This window comes from Ardenticatenales bacterium (assembly GCA_020634515.1).
GTDB lineage: Bacteria > Chloroflexota > Anaerolineae > Promineifilales > Promineifilaceae > JAGVTM01.
The window spans coordinates 409,655-434,931 of sequence record JACKBL010000002.1 but is presented as its reverse complement, the minus strand read 5'-3'; the positions used below and the strand labels follow the sequence as shown (position 1 = coordinate 434,931).

19 protein-coding genes are annotated in these 25,277 nt (G+C 58.2%); 10 read left to right on the top strand and 9 right to left on the bottom strand.

What is annotated here, in order from left to right; all coding sequences use genetic code 11:
• Positions 1-30: 30 nt before the first annotated feature.
• From H6650_06310 to H6650_06280, 7 genes are all read right to left on the bottom strand, one after another.
• Positions 31-1,317: a hypothetical protein gene (locus tag H6650_06310; protein MCB8951612.1), complete on the bottom strand. Its 1,287-nt coding sequence runs from the start codon at positions 1,315-1,317 to the stop codon at positions 31-33.
• A 111-nt stretch (positions 1,318-1,428) separates the two neighbouring features.
• Positions 1,429-2,814, bottom strand: coding sequence for a hypothetical protein (locus tag H6650_06305; protein ID MCB8951611.1), 1,386 nt, complete (start codon positions 2,812-2,814; stop codon positions 1,429-1,431).
• A gap of 338 nt (positions 2,815-3,152) precedes the next feature.
• Positions 3,153-3,590: a hypothetical protein gene (locus H6650_06300; protein ID MCB8951610.1), complete on the bottom strand. Its 438-nt coding sequence runs from the start codon at positions 3,588-3,590 to the stop codon at positions 3,153-3,155.
• A 49-nt stretch (positions 3,591-3,639) separates the two neighbouring features.
• The gene (locus tag H6650_06295; GenBank protein MCB8951609.1) at positions 3,640-4,650 is read right to left on the bottom strand and encodes an RHS repeat-associated core domain-containing protein; all 1,011 of its coding nucleotides are present in this window, start codon (positions 4,648-4,650) and stop codon (positions 3,640-3,642) included.
• A gap of 43 nt (positions 4,651-4,693) precedes the next feature.
• Complete coding sequence (locus tag H6650_06290; protein MCB8951608.1) at positions 4,694-5,089, bottom strand: hypothetical protein; 396 nt, start codon at positions 5,087-5,089, stop codon at positions 4,694-4,696.
• Positions 5,090-5,495: 406 nt separating this feature from the next.
• A complete protein-coding gene (locus H6650_06285; protein ID MCB8951607.1) occupies positions 5,496-8,156 on the bottom strand; it encodes an RHS repeat protein in 2,661 nt (886 codons plus the stop codon).
• A gap of 94 nt (positions 8,157-8,250) precedes the next feature.
• Positions 8,251-8,439 (bottom strand): hypothetical protein, encoded by a 189-nt coding sequence (locus H6650_06280; GenBank protein ID MCB8951606.1) that lies wholly within the window; start codon positions 8,437-8,439, stop codon positions 8,251-8,253.
• A 368-nt stretch (positions 8,440-8,807) separates the two neighbouring features.
• On the opposite strand from H6650_06280, the gene H6650_06275 reads away from it, so the two are divergent.
• Positions 8,808-9,152, top strand: a complete 345-nt coding sequence (locus H6650_06275) for a hypothetical protein (protein MCB8951605.1) — start codon at positions 8,808-8,810, stop codon at positions 9,150-9,152.
• Between the two features lie 66 nt (positions 9,153-9,218).
• Here H6650_06275 and H6650_06270 read toward each other — a convergent pair whose 3' ends face one another.
• The gene (locus tag H6650_06270) at positions 9,219-10,214 is read right to left on the bottom strand and encodes a transposase (GenBank protein MCB8951604.1); all 996 of its coding nucleotides are present in this window, start codon (positions 10,212-10,214) and stop codon (positions 9,219-9,221) included.
• A 373-nt stretch (positions 10,215-10,587) separates the two neighbouring features.
• On the opposite strand from H6650_06270, the gene H6650_06265 reads away from it, so the two are divergent.
• The 6 genes from H6650_06265 (at position 10,588) to H6650_06240 (ending at position 18,819) form a co-directional block, all read left to right on the top strand.
• Positions 10,588-11,439, top strand: coding sequence for a UbiA family prenyltransferase (locus H6650_06265; GenBank protein ID MCB8951603.1), 852 nt, complete (start codon positions 10,588-10,590; stop codon positions 11,437-11,439).
• Between the two features lie 104 nt (positions 11,440-11,543).
• Complete coding sequence (locus tag H6650_06260; protein ID MCB8951602.1) at positions 11,544-12,599, top strand: beta-lactamase family protein; 1,056 nt, start codon at positions 11,544-11,546, stop codon at positions 12,597-12,599.
• A gap of 1 nt (position 12,600) precedes the next feature.
• On the top strand, positions 12,601-14,184 hold the full coding sequence (locus tag H6650_06255; GenBank protein ID MCB8951601.1) for a sugar transferase: 1,584 nt from the start codon (positions 12,601-12,603) through the stop codon (positions 14,182-14,184).
• Positions 14,185-15,561, top strand: a complete 1,377-nt coding sequence (locus tag H6650_06250; GenBank protein MCB8951600.1) for a DUF2723 domain-containing protein — start codon at positions 14,185-14,187, stop codon at positions 15,559-15,561.
• On the top strand, positions 15,548-17,536 hold the full coding sequence (locus H6650_06245; protein ID MCB8951599.1) for a DUF4012 domain-containing protein: 1,989 nt from the start codon (positions 15,548-15,550) through the stop codon (positions 17,534-17,536). The genes H6650_06250 and H6650_06245 overlap by 14 nt, the downstream gene beginning before the upstream one ends.
• Positions 17,537-17,883: 347 nt before the next feature.
• Positions 17,884-18,819 carry an SH3 domain-containing protein gene (locus H6650_06240; protein MCB8951598.1) on the top strand — a complete coding sequence of 312 codons (936 nt, stop codon included), beginning with the start codon at positions 17,884-17,886 and terminating at the stop codon, positions 18,817-18,819.
• 273 nt (positions 18,820-19,092) lie between these two features.
• Here the strand turns inward: H6650_06240 and H6650_06235 are convergent, their stop codons facing one another.
• Positions 19,093-19,551, bottom strand: a complete 459-nt coding sequence (locus tag H6650_06235; GenBank protein ID MCB8951597.1) for a hypothetical protein — start codon at positions 19,549-19,551, stop codon at positions 19,093-19,095.
• 180 nt (positions 19,552-19,731) lie between these two features.
• On the opposite strand from H6650_06235, the gene H6650_06230 reads away from it, so the two are divergent.
• The 3 genes from H6650_06230 to htpG all read left to right on the top strand — a co-directional run bounded on the left by H6650_06230 (position 19,732) and on the right by htpG (position 25,264).
• On the top strand, positions 19,732-21,321 hold the full coding sequence (locus H6650_06230; protein MCB8951596.1) for a nicotinate phosphoribosyltransferase: 1,590 nt from the start codon (positions 19,732-19,734) through the stop codon (positions 21,319-21,321).
• A 245-nt stretch (positions 21,322-21,566) separates the two neighbouring features.
• Positions 21,567-22,979 (top strand): hypothetical protein, encoded by a 1,413-nt coding sequence (locus H6650_06225; protein MCB8951595.1) that lies wholly within the window; start codon positions 21,567-21,569, stop codon positions 22,977-22,979.
• A gap of 398 nt (positions 22,980-23,377) precedes the next feature.
• On the top strand, positions 23,378-25,264 hold the full coding sequence (gene htpG / locus H6650_06220; GenBank protein ID MCB8951594.1) for a molecular chaperone HtpG: 1,887 nt from the start codon (positions 23,378-23,380) through the stop codon (positions 25,262-25,264).
• Positions 25,265-25,277 lie beyond the last annotated feature (13 nt).

The following is a 25,277-nucleotide window of genomic DNA, read 5'->3' as shown; positions in this document are numbered from 1 at the left end:
AAAACACCCGCCTCTGAAGAAGGACCTTCCTCACCAATCAGCAATTTGAATGTGTTCATAATATGCATAAATCGGACTGTTCTCATCAAAGACCCAGTAGGTACTCTCAGGCTGCTGCACAGGAAAGACCAGTATGTTGTCGCGTGTACTGATGGCAACGGTTTGTACATCTAGCCAATCCAGACGATGGAAAAATGTGTTCGCCTTCTCGATTTGGGCAATGTTTTCGCCTGAATCTGCGTCCACGATAGTCAACGTGGATAGCTTTCTGGCTGCATGTTGGGAATCAACTGCAATGAGCGTGCCATCAGGTGAATATGCCATCCGCGATAGATAGGGAAATGAACCAATGAGCTGCCATTGACCTGTATCCAGATCCAGCGACCACAACTTGTTCAGGCTGCTTATGACGAAATTGTCGCCTGTGCCTACCAGAATCTTATTCTCCGTTGGATGCCAGGCCATCGTGCCCACATACTCCTCGTGACCGTACCTCTGTGGCTGGTCGAATGATTCTGGCGCGGCTATGTACAAGGCATCATTATCTATCGTAATGTAAGCCAGACGGTTGTCATACGGCGACCAGACAGCCCAATACATGTTGACCCCGGTTTGGATGCTATTCCCAGAAGACATGTCCAGCAAGAATAGTCTCCAATCTATAGGGGAATAAAAATTAGCATAGGCAAACCAGTCGTTCGTGAAGGACCAACCAAACCCAGCTATTCCAGAAACCTGATCGTGGTTGATTTCTCGCGGATACTTCGGACCAACCTGGTGTAGATTAGTACCAGTAGGATCTGAAACCCAGAATCCACCTGCGTTTTCCACGGGATTGAATACGGCAAACATTAACTTGGTTTTATCTGAAGACCACTGCGGGGGACCATAAGATAAACCATCTATGGTCTCGGGAAGCATAATCGTAGTCATCCGTTTGTTGAGCGGATCGTAAACGGCTATTTCTAGTCTTTCTGGTGCCCCAAACCATCCCTGCAAGGCGATGCTAGTCGTAAAAGGATGTGAAGGGACAGTGGGCGCTTCCTCTGTTAGCGTTAAGACGGGTGTGGTTGTGGGCAAGAGTGCCATTTCAGGCGATGGAGAAGCTGTAGCCGTTAACATGGGTTGGGGTGTATGCGTCACAGTTACTTTTCGTGTTGGCGGCAACGTGGTAGGTGTGAAAGAAACTACCGGTTCGGGCACAGTTGTTTGCAGCAATGCTTCGTTAGAATCAATCGTTGCAGATGGGGAACAAGCACTTAACAAAAACACCAACGCGGCGAAAACTAACTGGAGAGGAAAAGAACGATACATCATATTGTTACGCCTTTGGCAACACCGCCTTGAGATGAACGCGCATTGAGGAATCTTACAGACTGCCTGAAATCTGTTTACACTGTTTCCGGCATTGTTCAAAAACCTGAAAAGTTAGCTTGACACTTTGGGTGTCAGCCCCAATAAAGAAAGCGGGTCATTAGGTAAATCAATGCCCGCCAGTTGAGCCGGACTATGCCCCGCTCTTTTGCCCCGGCGAAAGGGGCGAACATTGTACAAGAAACGAAACAGTTCCAAACAACCCTGGTCCGTATGCTTGCGCCGATCAAGAATAGGTCGCAGCAGGCTGTTGACGCATTCGGCCAACATGCTGCCCCGCCAGGGTTTGGACAACACGGCGGACAAAGCATCCCAGACAGGCCAGCGGTCATCCCCCAGGCAAGCAAACGCCTCATCCAACGCCTGTTGCCAAATCTGTTGCCGTTCTTGCTTTTCCGGCCAGGAGAGACGTCGCCGCCGGGCATCGGCTTCACATTGCCAGATGCGACACAAAGCAGCGATGGCCGACGGCCCGTATGGTATGATGAGGGGCGTCAACGCCTGTTGCAGTTGTCGCTGGTAAGCGAACAATCCCCTGGCCCAGTTTTGCAAATTCTGGCCCAACTTCTGATAGATACGACCAGAAATGGCGGCCATGTGTTGCCCCAGCCTCTGCAAAGCGGCGCTGGCTTGTTCTGCGTTCGTCAACTCGCCCGTAGTCAGGTCGATAAGGGCGAAACAGTCATCAACACGCCGAGCCAAACGATAGTAGGTATCGACCGCTTCTATCTTCTGATCAGCCAGCGCCACCAGCTTTTCCCACTGGGCCAGGTGGTTTTCCAACCGTTTGCTCGTTTGCGCTTGGGCGAACAAAGCGGCGCGTTCTTCAACCTTGACCAGCGCCGTGTATGCCTGTGTTTCCAATCGCGTGGCTTGCCCCCACAATGGTCGCAGCAAATGGTCCCAATCCAGTTGGTGGCTGCTGACTTCATCTGCTTTGACGCCCGCAGCCAATCCTGTGCCCGCATCAGAGGCAAACTGCTCTGTTTCCGGGGCATCCAGCAGGACACAGCCCCAGGTATCCCCATCTCGTTCCTCTTCACGCGTCAAGGCATAGATGTAGAGCGATTCATTGCCCACAACCAGCAAATTAGGTGCGCCGTTGGAGAATATCTCATCCCCCGACAACGTTTCGCCGCCAGTTGGATGGAAGGTCTGGTTAACCTGTTGCGCCTCATCCTCCAGCTTCCTCAATTCACGGTTGACCCAGCCCAGCGAAATCCGGGTATCCAACATGTCCGCGACACACATGGCCACGTCGCGTTGACTGACCCCAGCTTCACTCAATCTCAACACGCTGCGTTGCAGCCGGTCTTTCGTCACCCATACCGTTTGTTCTCTAGCGAGCGGTCCATGTGGTCCTACCGCCAGCGAGCGCAGCAGACTGTCTTTTCCTTTATCGCCCATGTCGTACAAAGCCTGACGCGACAACTGGTACATTCTCCGCCAATTCGGTCACCCGACCTCTGGGACGGTAAGGCGACATCATTTCTATCGCAATTTGCGCTCTATCTGCGGCCACGATATCATCTCTTCTTGCTGCCACGGGCTTGCTCCTTGTGTCGTTTTGGTTGTTGATAAAACGATTATGACACAACTTGCCCGTGGCTTCTTTTATTCATCTGTCAAGCTGATTTTGACCATGCCAAAAATTAACTGAGTTATTTCTGGACAGACCCTAAGTGGCTGCCCGCAATTAAATTAGCGGAAATGTGCGGGCAGCTTGTCAGTAACCGCCCGTAAAAAGTGTGAAGTTGTTTTCGGGCGGTTACTAGACATCATGGATGATAATCAAGAGGAACTGACACGGGTATATATACCCATCCAGTTTTTGAATCGAAAATAACAGAGGAATCATTTTCAGTGAAAAAAGACATCCGCCAAGAACCGTCTTCAGTTTGTGGAGAATAAATCATTGTCACGACACCTCTTATTTCAGGAAGATGATTTATATAGTTTGGGATTAATACCTGTAGGTTATCGGGCGGAGTACCTTGTATCTCTGTATATTGAGAAATCCCATCAATCAAAGTCTGTATCCCTGGATCGTCCGTTGAGAAATTTGTAACATGCCGGCAACTTGATAGTGTTGAGATGATCACAAAATTAAGTATCATCCCACAAATAAACCCTATATGAATATTCCGCAATATCCGATCAATTCGAAATTTCATATCAAACTGAGTTAGTTGTAAACTCAATGTTTTCTTCATCATCTGGCAAATCCTGTACTCGTTACGCTATGGGGTTGTAAACTCTTACGCTTCAATGAGGGAAATAACCATAAACCGGACTACCAGGGTAAGGAAATCCAACTTCAGAAGGTGTCGCATACTTGGACGTAACATTAATCCACTTGGCAGAATCGATGGGTCCATCTAGCCCCGTAAATTCGAAGGTAAAGTAAAAGCCGTAATTCCAAGCACCAGTTACTGACATCCATTTGTTTGCTCTTCCGCTTGGTGAGACAAAAAGTAGGGTTTTGTCCAGGATATCAATCTGATCAACAATGATTGAGGCGATTAGACCAAGCTCGAAATCTCCCTCTTTCAAAACAAGATCGTTGCGCGGTTTGATTTGAGGAATTGTTTGTTCTAATCCAGCAGCATCGTGTTGTAATGTTATCCACCGAATTAATCCACCCCAATCAAGATTATTGCGTCCTGCAAACAAGTCATCAATTGAAGTGTCCCAGTAAGTGCTTGAAAAGGCAGGGTTCGCAACCATATCCTCGATATTTGGAGTGTCACCCATAATATTGGAAATAGTGATATCCATGAGGTAATCTTGCCCAATCCCATCAAAGCGATAATATAATCCTCCGGCCATGAAGTTTGCCGAATACCCAACAAAGGCAATATCTCCACCTTCAGCATAGCGCAATAACTCCCACAATGCCTGATTAGATTTCCATTGTTCCAGCATGTATTGAGCATCATCACCATAATTCTGTGTCAGGTAATCAATAATGGCCTCTTCCGAAAAGTGACCCGATGGGTCAACCAGGGAAAGTGGACGATTTTCCACATAGCTGTACCTGTTCAGTAATTGTGGCCTGGTAGGTGACGGCACAATCGTATCCGCGCTCACAAACCGCCCCACGCCGGGTAAGTAGTACCGCGCGTTGTAGTAGATGAGGCCGAGGTCGTCGTTGTGCTGCTGGCCGGTGAAGCCTCTATCTGTAAAGGTTTGGGTGGGGGCGGTGCGGTAGGCACCGAAGGGGAGGTAGCGGGTGCGGCTGCCGCCGACCATGCCCCCGCCATTGTTATAACTCATGACGCTGTTGCTGCCTAAATGGTCCGTGTGTAGGTGCAGCAGGTTATTTGTACCGCCCTCGACTACTTGCCGTATGGCGACGGCTTGCCCGGCGAGGAAGTAGACTTTGCGCCGCGTGATGCCGTATTCGGTTTGGATGCCGCCGCCGTCGTCTCCGTGGGCTTGTGGGCTTTGTGGTGTGGGGGTGGCGTCGTCTTCGTAGGTGAAAGACCACGCTTCGGGCCAGGGGCCTGGACTGGACGCAATCTTCGTCCTGGCAAGAACGGGCGCGCCAATTGTAGCTGTCGGGGAGCAGCAGCAGCCAGCCGGTGTCGTAGCTTTCGGCGGCGATGATGAGGGTGATGGGGGGCTGGTTCTGCCCGGTTATCTCCACTTCATACCAGCCGCCGCTGAGGGGGCCGTTGCCGCCGCCGCCGGGAGCGCAGGGGTCTGCCCACATGAGGGTGGGTGGTTCGCTCTGCGTGGAGCCGTCGGGCGGCTCTTGCAGGGCGGTGGGGCATTCGTAGGGGGTGGGGCTGGGGGCGATGGTGCCCCCACCGGGGGGGGGGGGGGGGGGGGGGGGGGGTGGCGGTGGGTTGGTAGAGGTAGGAGAAGGTGAAGGGGGCGGACCAGTCGCTGCTGTCGCCGCAGGTGAGGGTGTAGCACGCTTTCACGTTCCAACTGTAGCTGCCGCCGGGGATGAGGTTGAGCCAGGGGGCGGTGGTGCTGGTCTCCGCGGTGGGGATGGTGATGCCTTGCGGAGGCAGGCCGTCGCCGCGAATGTTGAGGGTGTAGCGGACGGCGGCGGCGCAGGGCTGCCAGGAGAAGGTTTTGACGAGGGCGATGCCGCCGTTGAGGGCGAGAGGTCAACGCTGGCGGACAGGCAGGCAGCAGGGGGTGGGAGTGACTGTCGGCGTGTGCGTGGCTGTTGGCGGCGGGGTAGCGGTGGATGATGGGGTGGGCGTGTGGGTGGGTGTCGGGGTATGCGTAGGGGTGTGGGTGGGCGTCGGGGTATGCGTAGGGGTGTTGGTTGGGGTGGGGGTACGCGTAGGGGTGTTGGTTGGGGTGGGGGTGCGAGTGGGCGTGTTGGTTGGGGTGGGGGTGCGAGTGGGCGTGTTGGTTGGGGTAGGGGTACGGGTGGGCGTGGGCGTACGTGTGGGCGTCGGGGTGCGTGTGGGGTGTTGGTGGCGGTGGGGGTGGGCGTGGGGGATGGGGATGTGTTCTTCTTCGTATTGGGGGAAGGGGGAATAGGTGATGCGCCCGTCGGGGTGGATGGTCTGCACGCGCTGGCCGTCGGCGTCGTAGAAGAATTGGGTGGTTTGCCCGCCGGTGGTGACGCTGATGAGGCGGTTTTCGCTGTCGAAGAGTTGGGTGTAGTCGCCTGTGCTGTCGCTGCGGTCTATCATGTTGCCGTGGGCGTCGTACGCGAACTGTTGGCCGCCGCTGATGGCGATGACGGCGTCTTTTTTCACGGGATGGTAGGTGTAGCTGGCGCCGTCGTAGTGGCTGATGTTGCCCAGTTTGTCGTAGGCGATGTCGTGGTCGTAGGGGTCGATGGCGGCGGGGGGCGTCCAGGCGTGGGTGAGCCGGTTGCGTGCGTCGTACTCGAATTCCTGCTTTTTGTCTGTCGCCAACAGATTATCGACGATTTGGGTGATGTTGCCCACGGGGTCGTATTCGTAGGTGAGGGAGAGGAGGTCTTCTTTGCCGGGCAGGGTGGCGGTGTGGATGCTTTGCAGGCGGAAGTTGGCGTTGCCGTTGCTGCCGGTGGCGTTGTAGTAATTGTAGGTGGTGTCCCGTCCGTTGCCCCGCGCCTGGGTGGTCATCTGGCCGCGCTGGTTGTAGGCGATGTCGGCGATGATGGCGTTGGCGCCGGCGGTGAGGGTGTTTTCGCCTTCCTGGTCGTAGGTCGTTTGCACGAGTTCGCCGTCGGGGTAGACGGTGGTGAGGGGGCGGTCCAGGTTGTCGTAGGCGGTGATGGCGAGGGTGAAGGGGTGGCTGTCTATGGTGCGGGTGTGGCTGGTGAGCCGTCCGCGTTGGTCGTAGGCGAAGGTTTCGTGGTTGTTGTTTGGGTCGCTGCCCCAGCGGATGGCGGCGAGGCGTCCGAGGCCGTTGGCGGCGGTGTCGTATTCCGTCGTGGACAGGTGTTGGGGGCCGCTGGCGGCGGGGTTGGCCGGGCAGGGGGTAGTTGGGCTGGGATCGCTGGTTTTGTGGCGCAGGCGATTCAGGTTGTCGTAGTAGAAGCAGAGGGTGATGTGGTCGGGTGTGCCCGGGTTGGCTTCCTGGCGCAGGAGGTTGCCGTTGGTGTCGTAGGTGTAGCTCCAGTAACCCATGTCGGCGTCGGTCATGTCGGTTTTGCGCCCCAGGGTGTCGTAGCTCATGCTGTTCTGGCGCAGCAGGTTGCCGGTTCCGGCGTTGAAGGCGTCGTAGGTTTGTACTTGGGTGAGGTTGCCGGCAACGTCGTAAGTATAAACGGTGTCTGCGTTGTCTGCCAGCGCCGCGCCGAAGAACTCGCGTACCACGGAAAGCTGCCCCCAGGCGTTGGTGTAGGAGGTGATGGTGTGGCTGTTGGCGTCGGTGACCTGGACTTTGGCCAGTTCGGGCTGCGCGGCGGGGGTGATGGTGGGGAAGCCGTAGGTGGTGGTGGTGGCGCTGCCGTCGGGGGCGGTGATGTGGGTGGCGCGACCGAAGGGGTCGTATTGGGTGGTGGTGTGGTTGTAGTTGGCGCAGGTTTTGGGTTGGAAGTTTTGCGCGCCGCCGCTTTGGGGCGTGGTCTGGCAGATGGGCAGGCCGCGCCCGTCGTATTCGGTGTGGCTCCAGATGACGGTGTCGGCGCTGCCGGCAATTTCCGCGTTCAGCCGCCGTTCTTGCACGACCTGCCCTAGCCCATTGTAGAACCGCTTGCTCACCTGGTTTTGCGTCGGGTCGGATGGGTCGGGATAGGCGGTTTGTTCGATGGTCAACACCTGCGCGCCGGGGTCGTAGTCGTAGTCGGTGCTCGCCTGTAGGAGCGTCGGACTGCCGCTGACCGGGTCGGGGGCGTAGACGTGGGTGAGCCGACCGAACAGGTCGTAGCTGTAGCTGCTGCTGGTGTTGTTGGCGTCGGTGACGGTGGCCGGCAGCCAGGGGAAGGTGGGGTGGTAGTTGATGCTGTTGGTTTGCGCGGGGACGCCGGTGGCAATGGTTTCAGTTTGCGTCGGCAGGCCGAGAGGCGTGTAATTCTGGATAGTTGTCGTATTGCGGACCTCGCTGGCGTAGGCGGTGTTGCTGCTCAGGTCGGTGAACGTTTCCGTTTGGTGGGGCAGGCCATAATACGGACTGCTGTTGTCATAGTAGGTGGCGTGCGTGGTTTGGTAGTAGTCGACGCCGTTGTCCGGCAGCCAGCGTAATGTCCAGGTGCGTTGGCCGAATGCGCCGAGGGTGGTGTCTTGGGGGGTGCTGCTGTTGTCGTACCGGTAGAGGGTGGTGCTGATTTTGTTGCTGCCGCAGTTGCCGGCATAACGGCTCTCCCGCAGCCGTTTGTTCACCAGCCAGTTGCCGCCGCTGACGTTGTGGGCGTAGGCGTATTCCAGGCAGTGGTGGGGGGCGTTGGGCGGGTCTCCCGGTCCGTAGCTGGCGATGTTACGGTCCGGCGAGCGGCGCGGCGAGGCGGGCGGCGATGTCTTTGCCGGCTGTTGCCTGGCGCAGGCCGGGGGCTGAAGGCACGCCGGGGGGCGTGGCGAAGGGTGTCAGCAGTAGTTGGAGTGATAGGGCGAGCGCGGTGATAAGGTGAATGCCGGCACGCAAGGACAGACCGACCGTAGGGACCATGGGACTCCTCCTGGTTTATGGCTTTGGCTCAATGTGGCTCTTCTTTGGCAACAATGGCCGAAAGTTTAGGCCATTTGACGGCGGTTGTCAACCGTTTTAGAACATTTACGCTATTTTTTAAGGTTTGCGGGTATCTTCTCCATAATTGGTGGTGGACAAAAAACTTGCAAAACTCTATTGTAACGTCGGGAAAAATCTTTGGTTTTCCGTAAATGAGGTTTGAATTTTGGTACTTCAAACCCGAAATCAGACCTTTGCGAGCCGGATAGCTTCGTATCCAGGCGGCAAATGTGCCGTAACCGAAGCAGCAATTCTCAATTTAGAAAAAAGGTTGACAAAAGGGGCAAAACAGGTCATTACTGGAGAGCATGGTCAAACAATTTCCCTTACAAAAATTCTTCCAGGTCTGTCAAGCAAGTTGGTCTGAGTTGCCAGACCATCGTAAACCAAGCCCAAATACAAGATATGAGCTATCGGATGCGGTTAATAGTGCGATGAGCATGTTTTTTATGCAGTCACAATCATTTTTGGCGCACAATCAGGCCATCAGTGAGAAAAAACAGGGCAAACAAAACCTACAGACGCTATTTGAGGTTGAACAAGTTCCCTCAGATAATCAAATCCGCAACCTATTAGACCCATTAAACCCGGCTGAATTTGCGCCACAATATGAGTGGTTGGACTTTGGACAAACAGAACTAACTTCAGCTTGAACTGAACGAAAAACAGGACCTTTACAATTGAACAATCGAGCCATTTTGGCGGCCACAAGGGCGTTTTCAGCCCTTTTTGACCACCTTGTATCGCTTGCGCGGGGGCAGTTTCGTGCCCGGAAGGCGTCCACCGGAATTATTCCTCGGTTGGGGTGGTTTGGCGGGCGTTCCCAACATCGGAATCCGCTTCGGCTTCCGTTTGCCACGCATGAGCATATTATGCCAGGCTTGAATGACTACCTGGTATATCTTTCCCCGGTGGCTACGATACCTTGTCTGCACCGTTTCCCCCGGCTCATGCCAGGTATCAGGTTCTTTGAGGGCAAACCGATAGCCGTACCAGGTTGGGTGTCCACGACCCTTCTCTGCATCATCAGCCGCCTGGTATGATTGGTAGAAGACCCGGTTACTACGGACGCGCACAATCTTGACCAGGTTGGGATGATGCAGGTTGGCATGGAGGTAGGCTGGCTTGCTGTAAGCGGCATCCGCAGCCTCCACACATAACTGACCGTGAAAGGGGTGACTCTCATCGCCCAACAACTGCCCCATTTGCCGCGCCCCCACCATCTCCTTGTCCTCATCACTGCCCACCCGGCTCGTGAGCAGAGGCACTATCCAACTCCCGGTTTCTACCGTCTTCTCCGGCAAGTAGCCCACGGTCGCATATTGATGCCCTACGGTCACGGGTTTGTTGCCTTTGATAGCATTGGGATAGTAGACATAGCTTCGGTCAGCCACACAGGGCGCAAATTGCCGTCGCTGTGGGGTGACATCTACGCCGAACAGCCAGTAGCGGCGCTCCTGTGGCGACGCCAAATGGGGCGTTATCAACCGCCCCATGCCCTCTTCCGTCAGATGACCCGCGGCTATCCCCTTGAACAAGGTGCTGTAGCTACGGCGAAAGACCGGGTTGAGACTCAATTCCACTACTGTCTGCGCATCACGGTTGCTACTGAGGGTATCCAGCAGTTCCATTAACGTATCGGCTCGATTGTTAAAGGTCTGGTATACTCGTTGGCGGAATTCCGCCAAATGGGTTGCATGGATTTCTCGGTCCATCCAACCCATTTTCCCTTTATTGTGCTTCTTTCACAAATCACGCTTTATGTTAACTTTTTTGTCCAAAGTCCAATAAGATGATGTCCCGCCTCATATCGTTGCTTTCATTTCAAATTGAGAATTGCTGGACCGCAAGGCGAGACGTGGCAAAACAGGGAAAAATGGGGTACTCTTTGCCTTATGTCTTCGCGGAAGTTGTTTTGATGTAACTACCAAGACCGATTGGACCAATTTTCTCTGGTGATAATGGCCGTTGAGCGCGTAAAATTGGTCCAATCTCCCAGGCTTACCGCTCCTTCAAAATGACGATGCAATTCGCCTCTTATTTCATCGCCATTCCTGATGGGCAGACGGTCACACACACCCATTAACCGTGAAAAAACCAGGCCTTTTCCGCCTCTTGCTCAATCACGTAGACGCCTGGCAAGTATCTTTTGTCATTGCCACCCTGGCCGTCCTCCTGCATGGACAGATCACCACGCGCCACGTCATCCTCCTGTTGGCTATCGCCGCCGGTTACTGGCTGGCCTTCACGCTCAATGATTACCACGACGCCCCTTATGACGCCCTGGACCAAGCCAAGCGCCACCGCAACTTCTTCGTGCGCCATCCGCTCACCCGTCGTCAGGCGCTCGTCTTCTTTTCCCTGAGCTTACTCGCGCTGCTGGTCATCTTCTCCCGCTTCGGCTGGCGCGGCTGGCTCGTGATGGGCATCAGCATCTTCATTATGTGGGCCTATTCCAGCCCGCCACTGCGCTTCAAGAGCCGTCCCGGCATTGATCTACTGGTCCACGCCCTCTTCGTGGAAACATATCCCTACCTGATCACGCTCTATCTGATGGGCGTATCCTGGCTGCCCGCGGATTATGTCATCCTCACCATCACCTTCCTCGCCTCGCTGACGGCGCAGTTGGAGCAGCAGTTGCGCGATTTTGTGGTAGACCGGCGCACGGGCAGCACGTTTGTCACGACGGTTGGACGGCAGCGGGCGGCGCTGCTGCTGAAGGCGCTTTCCGCCATTTTGATTCTTACAACGGTCGTCTACCTCCTGAATGGCACGCTGCCGTTGTTTGTGCTGCCGATTGGGGTGATTGCTATGCCGGCAATTTTGCATCGATTCTTGCGCCAGGAAGACATACCCCGCTCCGAACGCCTCGTCATCATCTCCACCACCGCCGGCTTCGTCTACACCCTGGGCGTCTTTCTCTATTTCGCCTTTATGTAAAACCCGCTGCGCCACTCGCGCAAACGTCACGCAACACGCCCCCCAAATTCAGGCGACATTGCCCAAATCCCGGGAACCACGTATCATCACAGGCAGCCAAAATCATGACGAACGACACAACCGCCGCCGTGGCGGAATTCCTGCGGACCGAAATGGCCCGTCACCATATTCCCGGCCTCTCGCTGGCCGTGGTACGGCAAGGAAAACCCGTGCTGCTGCAAGGGTATGGCTGGGCCAATCTGGAGTGGCAAATCCCGGCCACCCCCACCACCGTCTACGAAATCGCTTCCATCACCAAGCTGTTCACCGCCACGGCCATCATGCGGCTGGTGGAATCGGGTCGTATCAGTCTGGGAGATACTTTAGGCAAGCACCTGCCACATATGCCCGAAGCCTGGCATCACGTCACGGTGAAACAGATGCTCATGCACCAGTCAGGCATCAAATCCTACACAGACGTGCCACGCTATTGGGAAACGACACGCCACGATCTTTCCCGCGAGGAAATCCTGGACCTGGTGCGGGCGCTGCCCCTCAGTTTTGCCCCAGGCGCGCGCAGCGCCTACGAAAACACAGCCTACTATCTGTTGGGCTTCCTGTTGGAACAGATTAGCGGGCAGGCCTACGCCGACTTTTTGCGCACGCATTTTTTCACGCCATTGGGAATGCGGGACACGCGGGCGAATGATTATGCGGCTGTTGTGCCCCGCCGCGCCGCCGGCTACAGTTGGCGGGATGGGCAATGGGTAAATAAGCCTTACTACAGCACCTCGGGGACGTATGCTGCCGGCATTCTCCTCTCCACCGTCGTCGATCTAGCCCATTGGGACGCCGCCGTGCGCCGCCATGCCATCCTCTCCCCCCAAACCCATGCCCTCATGCTCACCCCCCACCCCTCCCAGGCACAAAACGAACGCCAGTTTGACTACTGGCACGGATTGGGCTGGTTCCTCCTCACGCACAATGAGCATCCATTCGCCGGCCACAACGGCGGCATCCAGGGCTTTGCCGGCAGTTACGTCCATTTTCTCCAGCGCGACCTGACCATTATCTTGCTGCACAACCAGGACAACGCCATCCCTCCACACGAAATTGCCCTGGCGGTTGCCGATTTCTATTTGCCATCCGCGCCGGAACTATCGAGCCACGCACCTTCTTGATATGATTTCTATCGTTGTTCCCGCCCATAACGCGGCGCGCACGCTTGCCGCCTGCCTGGAAAGCCTGAAAAATCAGACGCTGCCGGCATCTGACGTGGAAATTATCGTCGTCGATGATGGGTCCACGGATGAAACGGCGCAAATCGCGGCGGCGGCAGGCGTCCGTGTCGTTCGGCAGGAAAGAGGCAGACCGGCGGCAGCGAGAAATGCCGGCATTCGCGCCGCCCACGGCCACCTCATCTGCTTCACCGACGCCGACTGCGCCCCTGCCCCCGACTGGCTGGCCCAACTCACCGCCCCCTTCGCCGATCCCGAAATCGCCGGCGCCAAAGGAACCTACGCCACCCGCCAGCGCGAACACGCCGCCCGCTTCGTCCAACTCGAATACGAAGACAAATACGACCTCTTGCGCGGGCAAGCGCGCATCGACTTCATCGACACCTACTCCGCCGCCTACCGCCGCGACGTCCTGCTGGCAAACGACTGCTTCGACGAAGGCTTCCCCTACCTGGAAGACCAGGAACTCTCCTTCCGCCTTGCCGCCCGCGGCTACCAGATGGTCTTCCGCCCCCAGGCCACCGTCTACCACCACCACGCCGCCTCCCTCGCCGCCTATTTTCGCAAAAAATTCATCATCGGCTTCTGGAAAGCGCAGGTCGTGCGTCGTTTCCCCGAAAGAGGCGTGCGCGACTCACACACCCCCCAGGTCATGAAAATCCAGATGGTGCTGATGGCCGCGCTCCTCTTCCTCGCCGCCGCCACGCTGTTCACCCGCTGGGCGGCGCTGCCCCTGGCGGGCGCGGCTCTAATTTTCCTGCTCACGACCCTGCCATTTGCCGGCAAAGCGTGGCAAAAAGACCGCGCCATCTCCCTCATCTCCCCCTTCATGCTCGCCGCCCGCGCCACCGCCCTCGGCTTCGGCTACGCCTGGGGACTGCTCCGCCCCCAACCCGGCGTCACCGGCCAGGTCACGGCCATCGGCGGCCTCTCCTACGTCGGCAAACGCGCCCTGGACATCATCGGCGGCCTCATCGGCCTCGTCAGCTTCCTCTTCCTCGCCCCGTTCATCGCCCTGGCGATCAAACTCACCTCCCCCGGTCCCGTCCTCTTCCGCCAGGAACGCATCGGACAGGGTGGCAAACCGTTCACCATCTACAAATTCCGTTCCATGCGCGAAAACGCAGAAGCGGAACTGCCCAACCTGATTGACCTGGACAACCTGGCCGAACCCGTCTTCAAACTGGAAAACGACCCCCGCATCACGCCCATCGGACAAATCCTGCGCCGCTGGAGCCTGGACGAACTGCCCCAATTTTGGAACGTCCTCAAAGGGGAAATGAGCCTGATCGGCCCCCGCCCCGAAGAAGCCCGCATCGTCGCCCTGTACAACGACTGGCACCGGCGGCGGCTCTCCGTCAAACCCGGCATCAGCGGCCCCATGCAGGTCAACGGGCGCGGCGACCTCTCCCTCGATGCCCGCGTCCGCCTCGAACTGGAGTACATCGACAACTACTCGCTCTGGCGCGACATCGGCTACCTCCTCAAAACCATCCCCGCCGTCATCGGCGGCAAAGGCGCGCGCTGATTGGCCCATTCCGCCTCCCCCGCGCCGCCCCCAGGCGATTGGCGCACGCCCCTGGCCGCCGCCCTCATCGCCCTCGGCGTCTACCTGCTCACCATCGCCCCGGACCTCACCACAGCCCATTTTGGCGGTGATGGCGGCGAACTGATCACCGCCGCCATCACGCGCGGCGTGCCCCATCCCCCCGGCTACCCCACCTACCTCCTTCTGAGCAAACTATTCAGCTATCTGCCCCTGGGCACGGTCGCTTTTCGCTTCAACCTGTTCTCCGCCCTCTGCACCGCCGCCGCCGCCGGGTTGGTCGCCGCCGCCACCCACGCCTGGAGCCACCAACCGCATCCCATTGGCTCCCTGGCTGCCGCCCTCAGCTTCGCCTTTGCCCCCCTGGTTTGGAGCCAGGCCCTCATTGCCGAGGTCTACGGCCTCAACCTGCTGCTGGTCGCGGCGGTCTTGTGGGCCACGGCCACGCGCCGCCCGCCCTTCTGGCGTGGCCTGCTGCTCGGCCTCGCACTCACCACGCACCTTACATCGCTGCTGCTGCTGCCCCTGCTGCTGCTGCTCACGCCTCGCCGCGGTTGGGGGCTACTGCTGCTGGGCGCGTTCTCCGGGCTGCTGCCCTACGCCCTCCTTCCCCTGTGGCTGAACCCGCGCAGCCCCGTCATCTGGGGTGATCCCACTACCCTCTCCGGCTGGTGGTGGCTGGTCAGCGGGCGGCTCTACCAGCCCAATCTGGCGCACCTGGACCGCCTGGGCGAGCAAATAGGAACCGCGGCGTCCGCCTTTCTGCGGCAGTACGCTTACCTGGGCGTCGCGCTCCCCGTGCTGGCGCTGTGGCGGCGGCGAGACCGCCTGGCCGTGGGTCTCCTACTCACCACCGCGCTTTATGCCCTGTACGCGCTCACTTATGATGCAATCGATGCCGGCATTTTCTTCCTCCCCGGCCTGATGCTGCTGAACATTTCGTTAACATTTTTGCCCAGACGCGGGCAACCCATTCTCCTGATTTTGCCTATCACCTTGCTTGCGCTAAACTTTGGCCGCGTCAACCTGCGCGAGGATGAGATGCTTCGCGCCCGCGCACAAGCGGCGCTCATAGCCGCGCCGCCTGCCGGCATCCTACTCACTCCAGGCGACGAAACGATCTTTACATTGTGGTATTTTCAAACCATCGAAGGCCTGCGCCCCGACCTGATCCTGATAGACGCAAACCTGTACGCCTTTGATTGGTATCGCCGCCACCTGAGCCACCAGCACCCTGACCTGACCCATCTGGAGCGCGATGATCTGCCAGCCCTGTGGCAGCAAGCGGAACATCCCACCTGCGCCATCAATCTGACCACCGCGCCCCCGCTGACCTGCGAAAACCATGCCCAACGCTGACCGTCCCTCCTCCCCCAGACGCTCCCGACTACCCCTCCTGCTCACCCTGGCCGGACTTCTGCTGCTCCTTGCCTGGCTCGGCCTTAAGGGGTGGCGCATCTACCGCGCCGCCGTATCTCTGCAAACACGCCAGCAGGAAGCCACCACGCTCCTGGCAGCGGGATTGACAAACCTTGACCCCAACGCGGCAGAGGCATTGGTCATGGGCGCACGCGCCGATGTCGTTATCCTCACACGGGAAACGCGCATCTTCCACCCCCTCATGCCCCATCTGGGATGGGTTCCCCGGCTCGGTCCCACGCTCGTGGCTGCGCCCCATTTGCTGGAGATGGCAGACGCGGCCACCGCCGCCGCCGCCTACGCCTTCCGCGGCCTCAAGCCCGGGCTGAACCTGTTGCGCAACGGCAACAGTGGCAACGACCTGCTGGCCGCCCTGCCAACCTTGCTGGCGCAGGCCGGCCCTGACCTGGGGCAGGCCACCGCCGAACTGGACCGCGTCGCCACCGCCTACGCCCAAATTGAGAACCGGGACGCGCTCCCCTGGCAGTTGCGCCAGTATCTCCCCCTGCTGGACGAATGGCTGCCCATCGCCCGGGACGGCCTGAGACTGGCGCAGAGCGCGCCCGCGCTGCTGGGCGGCGATGGTCCGCGCCGCTACCTGATCGTGGCCCAAAACGAAGACGAACTGCGCCCCACCGGCGGCTTCATCAGCGGCGTGGGACTGCTCACGCTGCAAGATGGACGGATCGACGGTCTCCAATTCGACGACGCCAACGTGGTGGATGACTGGGCGCACAAGCCGTATGACTGGCCCCCGGAACCGCTGCACCAGTTTATGGCCTCCGATCTGTTCCTATTCCGCGACGCCAACTTCTGGCCCGATTTCCCTACATCGGCCACGGCCATGATGGACCTGTACACCTACGGCCAGGGCGTGCCCCTGGACGGCATCGTCGCCACGGATCAACGGTTTCTACAAATGCTGCTGGGAGCGATTGGTCCGGTGACGCTGCCGGAACTGGACGCCACCGTGAGCAACGAAAACGTGCTGGAATGGATCAAGCAGGCATGGCAGCCAACCGCGGCGGACGAGGACCTGGGCGCATGGATGCGGTCGCGCAAGTCATTTATGGGGCCGCTGGCGGCGGCGATGCAGGCAAAAGTGCTGCAAAATCCGGGCGAGCTTGATTTCGTGCGGCTGGCGCGCACCATGATGGAGGCCATTGCCACCAAGCACTTGCTGATATTCGTGCGCGATGCCGCCGCCGCGTCCGCGCTGGCAGAAATGGGGTGGGATGGCCGCCTGCCCACCAACCCGGATGGCGATCTACTGCTGGTTGCGGACACCAACGTGGGTTTTAACAAGGCGAATGCGCTGGTAGACAGCGAAATGGTCTACGAGGTTCTGCTTGACGCGGCTGGCGGTGGCAGCGCGACCCTGACGGTGCGCTACCGGCACAAGGGGAATGGCAGCGAGGCCGATTGTATTCACCAGACCGTTTATACGGCGGACATCACCTATGACCGGCTGCGTAATGATTGTTATTGGGATTATGCGCGGGTGTATGCCCCAACGGGGGCCACACTACTGGCGGGCACGTCGGCGCCGGTGGCGGCTGGCTATTTTGTGTCCGGGCAGCCGTGGGCGGGTCAGGTGCAGTCAATAGCAGACCCCAGTGGGCTGACAACGTTCGCTAATTTTCTGCTGCTGCGACGTGGCGAATCGGCGGAGCAGACGTATGCGTATGCGCTGCCGGTGGTGACGACAATGGCGGCGGATGAGACGCGGCGCTATCAACTGCGCTGGATTAAGCAACCGGGCACGCGCCCTCAGGACGTGCAGGTGCGGGTGACGCTGCCGGCAAATACGCAGCCGCTCACGATCATCCCCAACAGCGGAAACGTCCAGGACCAGACCATTTCCTTCACGGCCCGCTTAAACAGTGACATGACTTTTACAGTGATTTTCAGATGAGGCAACTATTCACGACCCCCTTTCGCGAAGGTAACGGCTAAGGACGGACGATGAAGTAAAACGGGAAGTGACTATACAGGTCATCTGCCCAGATTGGACCAATTTGCTCTGGTTGAATCTTATTGATGTCTACAAAATTGGTCCAATCTCTCGGAGACGTGAATAGTTACAACGGGAATTGCATCGTCAGTCCTAAGCCAGATTGGATCAATTTACTCTGGTGAAATTGGTCCAATCTCCAGTACCTCTGAGGCGGAATAGTGACCAAATGAGTTCCCCACGAACGGGGCGCACTGCCATGAATGAAAATAACAGGATTTTGCACAGGTAACAAGGACGAGAGCCGTATGAAGAAGCGATTGATGATTTTGGCGCTGCTGGCGGGTTGGGCGATTGGGGGAATCGTGCCGGCATATGCCGGCAACACCTACCAGACCATTCCCACGCGCACCCCTGAACCAGAGGCCACAGCCACCAACCCACCCGCGCCCCCCGGACCGCCCGGCGGCGAAAGCACCCCTGAACCAACCACCGCGGCCACGGAAACAACCCCGCAAGCCACCGCCACCCCGGTCGATCTGGCCGCTACGCCCGAAGGCGGCTACCTGCCCACCGCCGCCCCATGCGACCTCCCCACCGTGCAAGCCCTATCCACCGTGAATGTGCGCCAGGGGCCGGGGCAGGATTACGAGATTGTGGGCACGCTCGTTTATCTCCAGGTGCAGTCGATTACGGGGCGTGCCACCAACGCCCCCTGGTGGCAGATCACCCTCCCTGGCGACCGCATCGGCTGGGTAGCGGACGCCGCCGTGGCCGTGCAGGGGAATATCGCCTACGTGCCGCCGGTCAGCGCGCCGCCGCTGGATGGCGGCACACCGACGCCCGGCCCGGTGTGGAACCCTACGCCTGATCCCACCTGCCCCCCGGTGCCGACGCCGACGCCGACGGCGACGAGCGCGCCGCCGTCAGCCACGCCAACCACGCCGCCGCCCGCCGCGGATGCCGGCATTGCCGCGGATGCCGGCATTGCCGCGGATGCCGGCATTGCCGCCCCTCTCCCCACCACTACTTCATCCCCAACCACCGCCGCCTCGCTCACGCCGGAGGCCACGGTCACGCCCACCGTCATCGCCCCGGCAACGACGGCGGCTCCTACAGCTACGGTCGCGCCCCTGGAAATGCCGGCAAATGACAGCGGCAGTCCACCCTGGCTGTTGCTAGGGGGGGCGGGGTTGATTATTGCCGGCATCGCCGCTTCTATCATGCGCGCGCGCCGTCGATAGCGTGTCGGGAAATGGGGAAGAGTCAGTCAGGGAAAGGTCCAGGTGCGACGCACTCGCGCTTCAGACGATACCACAAGTCACATCGAGAAAAGCGCGCCGCACCTTTGCTGACAGAGAAAAGGTCCATCCAGGAGCGGAAACCGTGAGAGATGGCGTTGTACTCCGACCGCTCCTTGAATTCGTCAGCCCCAGAGGTTCATGCAGCATGAACTTCGGGCTTCTTCTCACCGAAAACTTCAGCGCATCTAACCCACACCGGGGAACAGAAGCGCCTTAATTGTCCTGCAAGATAGTTATGTTCGTGGACACGTAGCGACCACCCGGCAAAACGTCGGCGTCAAACTTGACCGTGGCACGCACGTGGATACCATTTTGGAATGCGGAAATAGGAACGGCGCTGCCATCCTCGTAAAACGTATCGGCCAGTGCCTGCCCTAAAATACGATACCGCAATGTGCCGCCTTCGGGCAATATGAGATACTCGGGCGACGTGACCGGCGTTAGATTTAGGCTGATAGCCGTACCATCAACGATGAACTCCTCCCCACTCTGCGCATATTGCAGATCAGGATTGATCACCAGGCCCGTGTCTGGGTCGATTTCGGGGCCGGCCGGACCGGTCTCGTCACTCCCCGTTGCTCCCGACGCACCGGTTGTTGGACTTTCCGTTCCGCCGCCACAGGCAACCAGCAGCGCCACAAAGACAAGTAGAACAAGTAGTTTCTTCATCATCCATCTCCTTTGTTGTGTGTTTGTGTTTACATATCATCACTTTAACACTATGATAGAGGCAAATTGCAAAGGGGCAACACAAAACCGCCGCTGCCGCATGAGTAACCGATGTGAATACGGGCGCATCGGGTTTTTGTTTGCCTGTCCGTGCCCAAACAACGCATCTTGCAGGATAATTTGATGAAACAATCTCAACGTGACACAACTGCCGGCATTCTCTTCACCGATGAATACCAGCTCACCATGGCCCAGCTCTACTTCCGCTATGGCCTACACGAAACCACGGCCCAATTCGACCATTTCTTCCGCAGCTACCCCGACTACGGCGTGCACCAGGCAGGTTACTGCATCAACGCCGGGCTGGAATGGCTGCTGGACTGGATGGAAACAGCCCATTTCCGTCCGCAAGACATCGACTACCTGCGCCGGCAAACGGGCCAAAACGGTCGGCAACTCTTCGCCGATGACTTTCTCCAGTATCTCAGTCAGCACGGCCACTTCCGGGCCATTACCATTGACGCCATCCCCGAAGGGCGCGTCGTCCACGCCAACGTCCCCCTCACCATCATTCGAGGGCCACTAGCCCTGGCCCAAATCCTGGAAACCTCGCTGCTCAACCATCTCAACTACCAAACCCTGATCGCCACCAAAGCCTCACGCATTCGTCAGAGCGGACGCGGGCAGGTCATCCTGGAGTTCGGCCTCCGCCGCGCCCAGGGGCTAGGCGGCAACGCAGGCGCGCGCGCGGCCCTGATCGGCGGCGCGCACTTCACCTCCAACGTCGGCGTCTCCCACGTGCTGGGGTTCCCGCCCAAAGGCACGCACGCGCACAGCATGGTGCAGGTCTTCATGGCGATGGGCGCGGGCGAACTGGAAGCGTTCCGCGCCTATGCGGACGTGTACCCCGACGACTGCCTGCTGCTGGTGGACACCATCGACACATTGCACAGCGGCATCCCCAACGCCATCCGCGTCTTCACGGAACTCAAAAGCAAGGGGCATCGTCCCATCGGTATTCGCCTTGATTCTGGCGACCTGGCGTACTTGAGTATCCAGGCGGCCCGGATGCTGGACCAGGCGGGTTTTACGGATACCGTTATTGTGCTGTCCAACCAGCTAGACGAACTGACCATCATGCAAATTCTGACGCAAATTGAGATGGAAGCGCCGCGCTATGGCATTGACGCGGACAATCTGCTGCGACGGCTGACTTTTGGCGTGGGTACGAATTTGATCACGTCGTTGGGCAGTCCGGCGCTGGGGGGCGTTTATAAGTTGGTGGCTTTGCGGCAGGGGGATGGGGCGTGGATGCCGGCAATCAAAATCTCCGAATCCCCCGCCAAAACGCCCAATCCCGGCCACAAGCGCGTCTGGCGCATCTACGACGAACGTGGCCAGGCCACCGCCGACCTGCTCACCCTGGATCACGAAGACCCGCGCACCATGGACCCCATCATCCTGCGCCATCCGACCGACCACACCAAGTACCGCGCCCTGCGACAATCGGCCATCTCCGAGATCGAACCGTTGTTGCAGACCGTTTATGATCAAGGGCGAGTTGTCTCCCCACAACCGCCCATTGACGTGATGCGCCAGCGGCGACAGGCGGATCTGGAGCGCCTGGACCCAGGCGTGCAGCGTATCCTCAATCCACACATCTATCACGTCTCTCTGAGTGACAGTTTGTGGCAGTTAAAACAATCGCTTATTCACCAGGCCAGAGAGGGTATGCCCGTATATCCTCAATATCTCGGGGGAAACGCAGCCTGAGCTTGTCAAAGGCCGTTGGTTTCGACAGGCTCAACCGACAGGCTCAACCGACAGGCTCAACCGACAGGCTCAACCAACAATCCCCCCCTTTAGTGAGAAGATACGTATGCCACAACAAATGCCGATGGCCGCACGCCTTGTCGGGCACGGCCTGGTTGACAAGCGGAACAGGTTTCACGAATTCTTGTCACGTTCCGCGTTCAGGCGAAATAAAAATTCGTCCTACAATATTGAAGGAGTATAAAATGAAACGATTTACAGCATTTCTTCTTGTCGTGCTGATTTTGGCTACCGGCTGCCGTGGGAGACTGCGCCAGCAGATCACCTCAACCCCCACGTCACAGCCACCGGCAACGACAGCGCCACAACAGACAGAAGCGACTACCGCGCCGGCGACGGCCGTCGCCGACGCTCCCACGGCGGCTGCGCCGGCTCCCACGGAGGCGGCAGCACAGCCAACTCCGGCAGCGCCTACGGCAGGAGCCACCAACGTGGCCGCGACGCCCACGTCGCCGCCGGCGCCAACCTTCGATACTGTGCCGGCGGATTACAATGCCCTTTACGAGACGCTGGACCAAAATCTGGACACGTTCGAAGAAAATGTCTTGACGCAAGCGCCCGCTGTCAGCAGCACGTTCTGGTCCGGGGAGTTGACGCCCGCTTCCGGCAACCTGGGTCCGGCGTTGTTGGAACCGCGCTCCATGCAGCTTGTGCGCGAATACCTGGACGGCTTGCGCGGAATGGGTTTGACAGGGGTCGGCGTGCAGATTTCCTACCCGCTGCTGGTTCCCGATTACCCGGACGCGGATAAGTATCTATCATTTTATCAACAGGTGGTGCGGGAAGCGCATCAGCGCGGTTTCAAGGTGTTGATTGAGACGAGTCCTGTTTTTGCCGGCACGGAATTCTCCAACGTCTCTGTCGATTACCGGGGACTCACTAAGGAAGCCTACTTCCAGCAGCGTAAGGACATGGTCCTGCTGATCGCTTCCGAAATCCGCCCCGATTATCTCTCGCTCACTCACGAACCCACCACCGAGGTAGCCCTCACCGGCGTGCGCATGAATGTGGACGACTTCGTGAATTTCGTCAAGGATACGCTTAATAGTTTGGATCGTTCTGCCGGCATTCTCTACGGCGCGGGCAACGGCACATGGGAAGATAGCACCTATATTGACCGCTATATCCAGGAAACAAGCGTGGACTTCATCAACCTGCACATCTATCCGGTGGCCAATGACCAGGGCAACCAGCTTGAAATCGCCGCCAACCTGTCGCAGCAAGCGATAAATGCCGGCAAACGTCTCGTCATCGGCGAAACCTGGCTCTACAAAGCCACGACCCAGGAACTCGCCCAACCCTTGGGCAAAGTCTCTCTGGGCGAATATTACGCCCGTGATCCTTATAGCTTCTGGCAACCACTGGACATCCACTTCATCCAGAGCATCGTGGACCTGGGGCGCACCTACAACTACGACTTCATCTCCTTCTTCTGGTCGCGCTACTTCTTTGGCTACGTGAACTACAATGATGTCCCCAAGAACATCAACAGCACGCAGTTGTTCCGCCTGGCAAACCAGGCAGCCTACGCCAATATGCAACAAGGCCAATACTCCTACACAGGCCAGGCTTATAGCCAGATGATTAGCCAGCCGTAGACGAGCCTACCTGCTCACGATCACGTCTCCGCGGATGCGCCGTGTCCCGTTCGGCATGGTGCATCCGCGCGTCTTGGATGCCGATGGCGGCGAACCGACATTCTCTTACACGCATCTAACAAAATCAGGCTATATTATTGCCGTACTAGAGCAGTCTGGGAGACGACGCCTGTCTCCCTGTCTCCATTGCCTGCCTCGGGAACGAACCCTCTCGTGGGCTGAGCTTATCGAAGCCATCTTGCCGGCGACAGGCTCGGGCACCCGGCTAGTAGTTACCCACCTAATTATCATAGGTCTTTCGGATTTGGTGCGGGTATGCCATGCGGAAGCGAAGCATGACACACGTAAAATCCCGTGAGATCCGACAGACCCTAATCTATTTTTGAAGAGGAAGCAGAATGACCACACCAGATAACACTACCAGCACCTATCACTTCAAAGCGGAAATCAAGCAATTGCTGGACATCCTCGTGCATTCGCTGTATCAGGATCGCGAAATCTTCTTGCGCGAGCTGATTTCCAACGCCTCCGACGCCCTCACACGGTTGCACTTTGAAACGCTCACCAACGCAAACGTCCACGACGCGGGCGCGGAACTGGCGATTCACCTGGAGACGGACAGCGAGAGCGAACCGAAAAAACTCATCATCAAGGACGCCGGCGTCGGCATGACGGCAGAAGAACTGGTGCAAAATCTGGGTACGATTGCCCAATCGGGTGCGCGCGAGTTCCTCCAGAAGATGAAGAGCAACGGGACAGATGCCACGCAACTCGGTGATGTGATCGGCCAGTTTGGCGTTGGTTTCTATTCCGTTTTTATGGTAGCGGATGAAGTGCGCGTGGTTTCGCGCAGCTATCAGCCGGAGGCCAGCGCGGCGGCCTGGGTGTCACGAGGGGATGATGCGTTTGAGGTAATGCCGGCATCCAAAAACGACCGCGGCACCGAAATCCACATCTCCCTCAAAACAGACGCCGCCGACTTCGCCGACCCCTGGAAACTCAAGCAAATCATCAAAAAACATTCCGACTTCGTCAGCTACCCCATCTACGTTGGCGAAGAACAGGCCAACCAGCGCGAATCCCTCTGGCGTAAAAACCCCAGCGACGTACAACAGGAAGATTACGACAACTTCTATCAGCAATTCTCCCTCGATTTCAACCCACCGCTGTCCAGCATCCACCTCAGCGCCGATGCTCCCGTAAACGTACGCGCCCTCCTCTTCATCCCCGCCGACCGCGAGCGCAGCATCTTCTCCCTACGCAAGGAACCCGGCGTCAAACTCTACTCCCGCAACGTCCTCATCCAGGAATACTGTACCGACCTCCTGCCCAAATGGCTCGACTTCGTCGATGGCGTCGTAGACTCCGAAGACCTGCCGCTCAACGTCAGCCGCGAAACCGTACAAAACAATCGTCTCATGCGCCACCTGGGCAAGACCCTGCGCAGCCGTATCCTGCGCGAATTGCGCCACATGGCAAACAAAGACAGCGACAAATACGCGAAATTCTGGCAGGCTTATGGGCGCGTATTCAAAGAAGGATTGGCCCTTGACCCCGAAGCCAAAGAGGATTTGCTCCCCTTCCTCCGCTTCCACTCCTCCACGTCCAATAGTAGTCTCACCTCCCTGGACGCCTACGTAGACGCGCTGCCGGAAGCGCAAGAGAACATCTACTACGTGATGGGAGACAGCCTGACCTCCGTGGCGCATAGTCCACACCTGGACCCCTTCCGCGCTCGCAACCTGGAGGTGCTCTACTGGGTTGATCCGCTGGACGCCTTCCTCGCTCCCGTCCTCACCGAATATCGGGGCAAGAAGCTGAAGAACATCGACGACGCCGGCCTGGAACTCCCTGAACTGCCCGCCGCGGAAGCGGAAGAAACGGACACGCCGGAACTGGCTGAGGCGGACTTCAACCGCTTCATTGGCCGCTGCGTCACCACGCTGGGTGACCGCATCATTGAGGTGCGTCCCTCCAGGCTGCTCAAGGATAGTCCCGTGCGCCTGGTGTCACCGGAAGATGCGCGGGATCGGGAGATGGAGCGCATTCGTCGCTTCACCGACCAGAATTACGAAGTGCCTAAACGCATTCTGGAGGTCAACCGCCAGCACCCCATCGTCGTGAATCTGGCCCGTATGATCGCGGAGAAGCCAGATGCCGGCATCATCAACCTGACCATCGAACAGCTATACGAAAGTGCGCTCGTGCAAGAAGGGCTGCACCCCAATCCCGTCGAAATGCTCCCCCGCATTCAAAAACTGCTAGAACTGGCGACCGGCGCCTAAACACATGAGAACA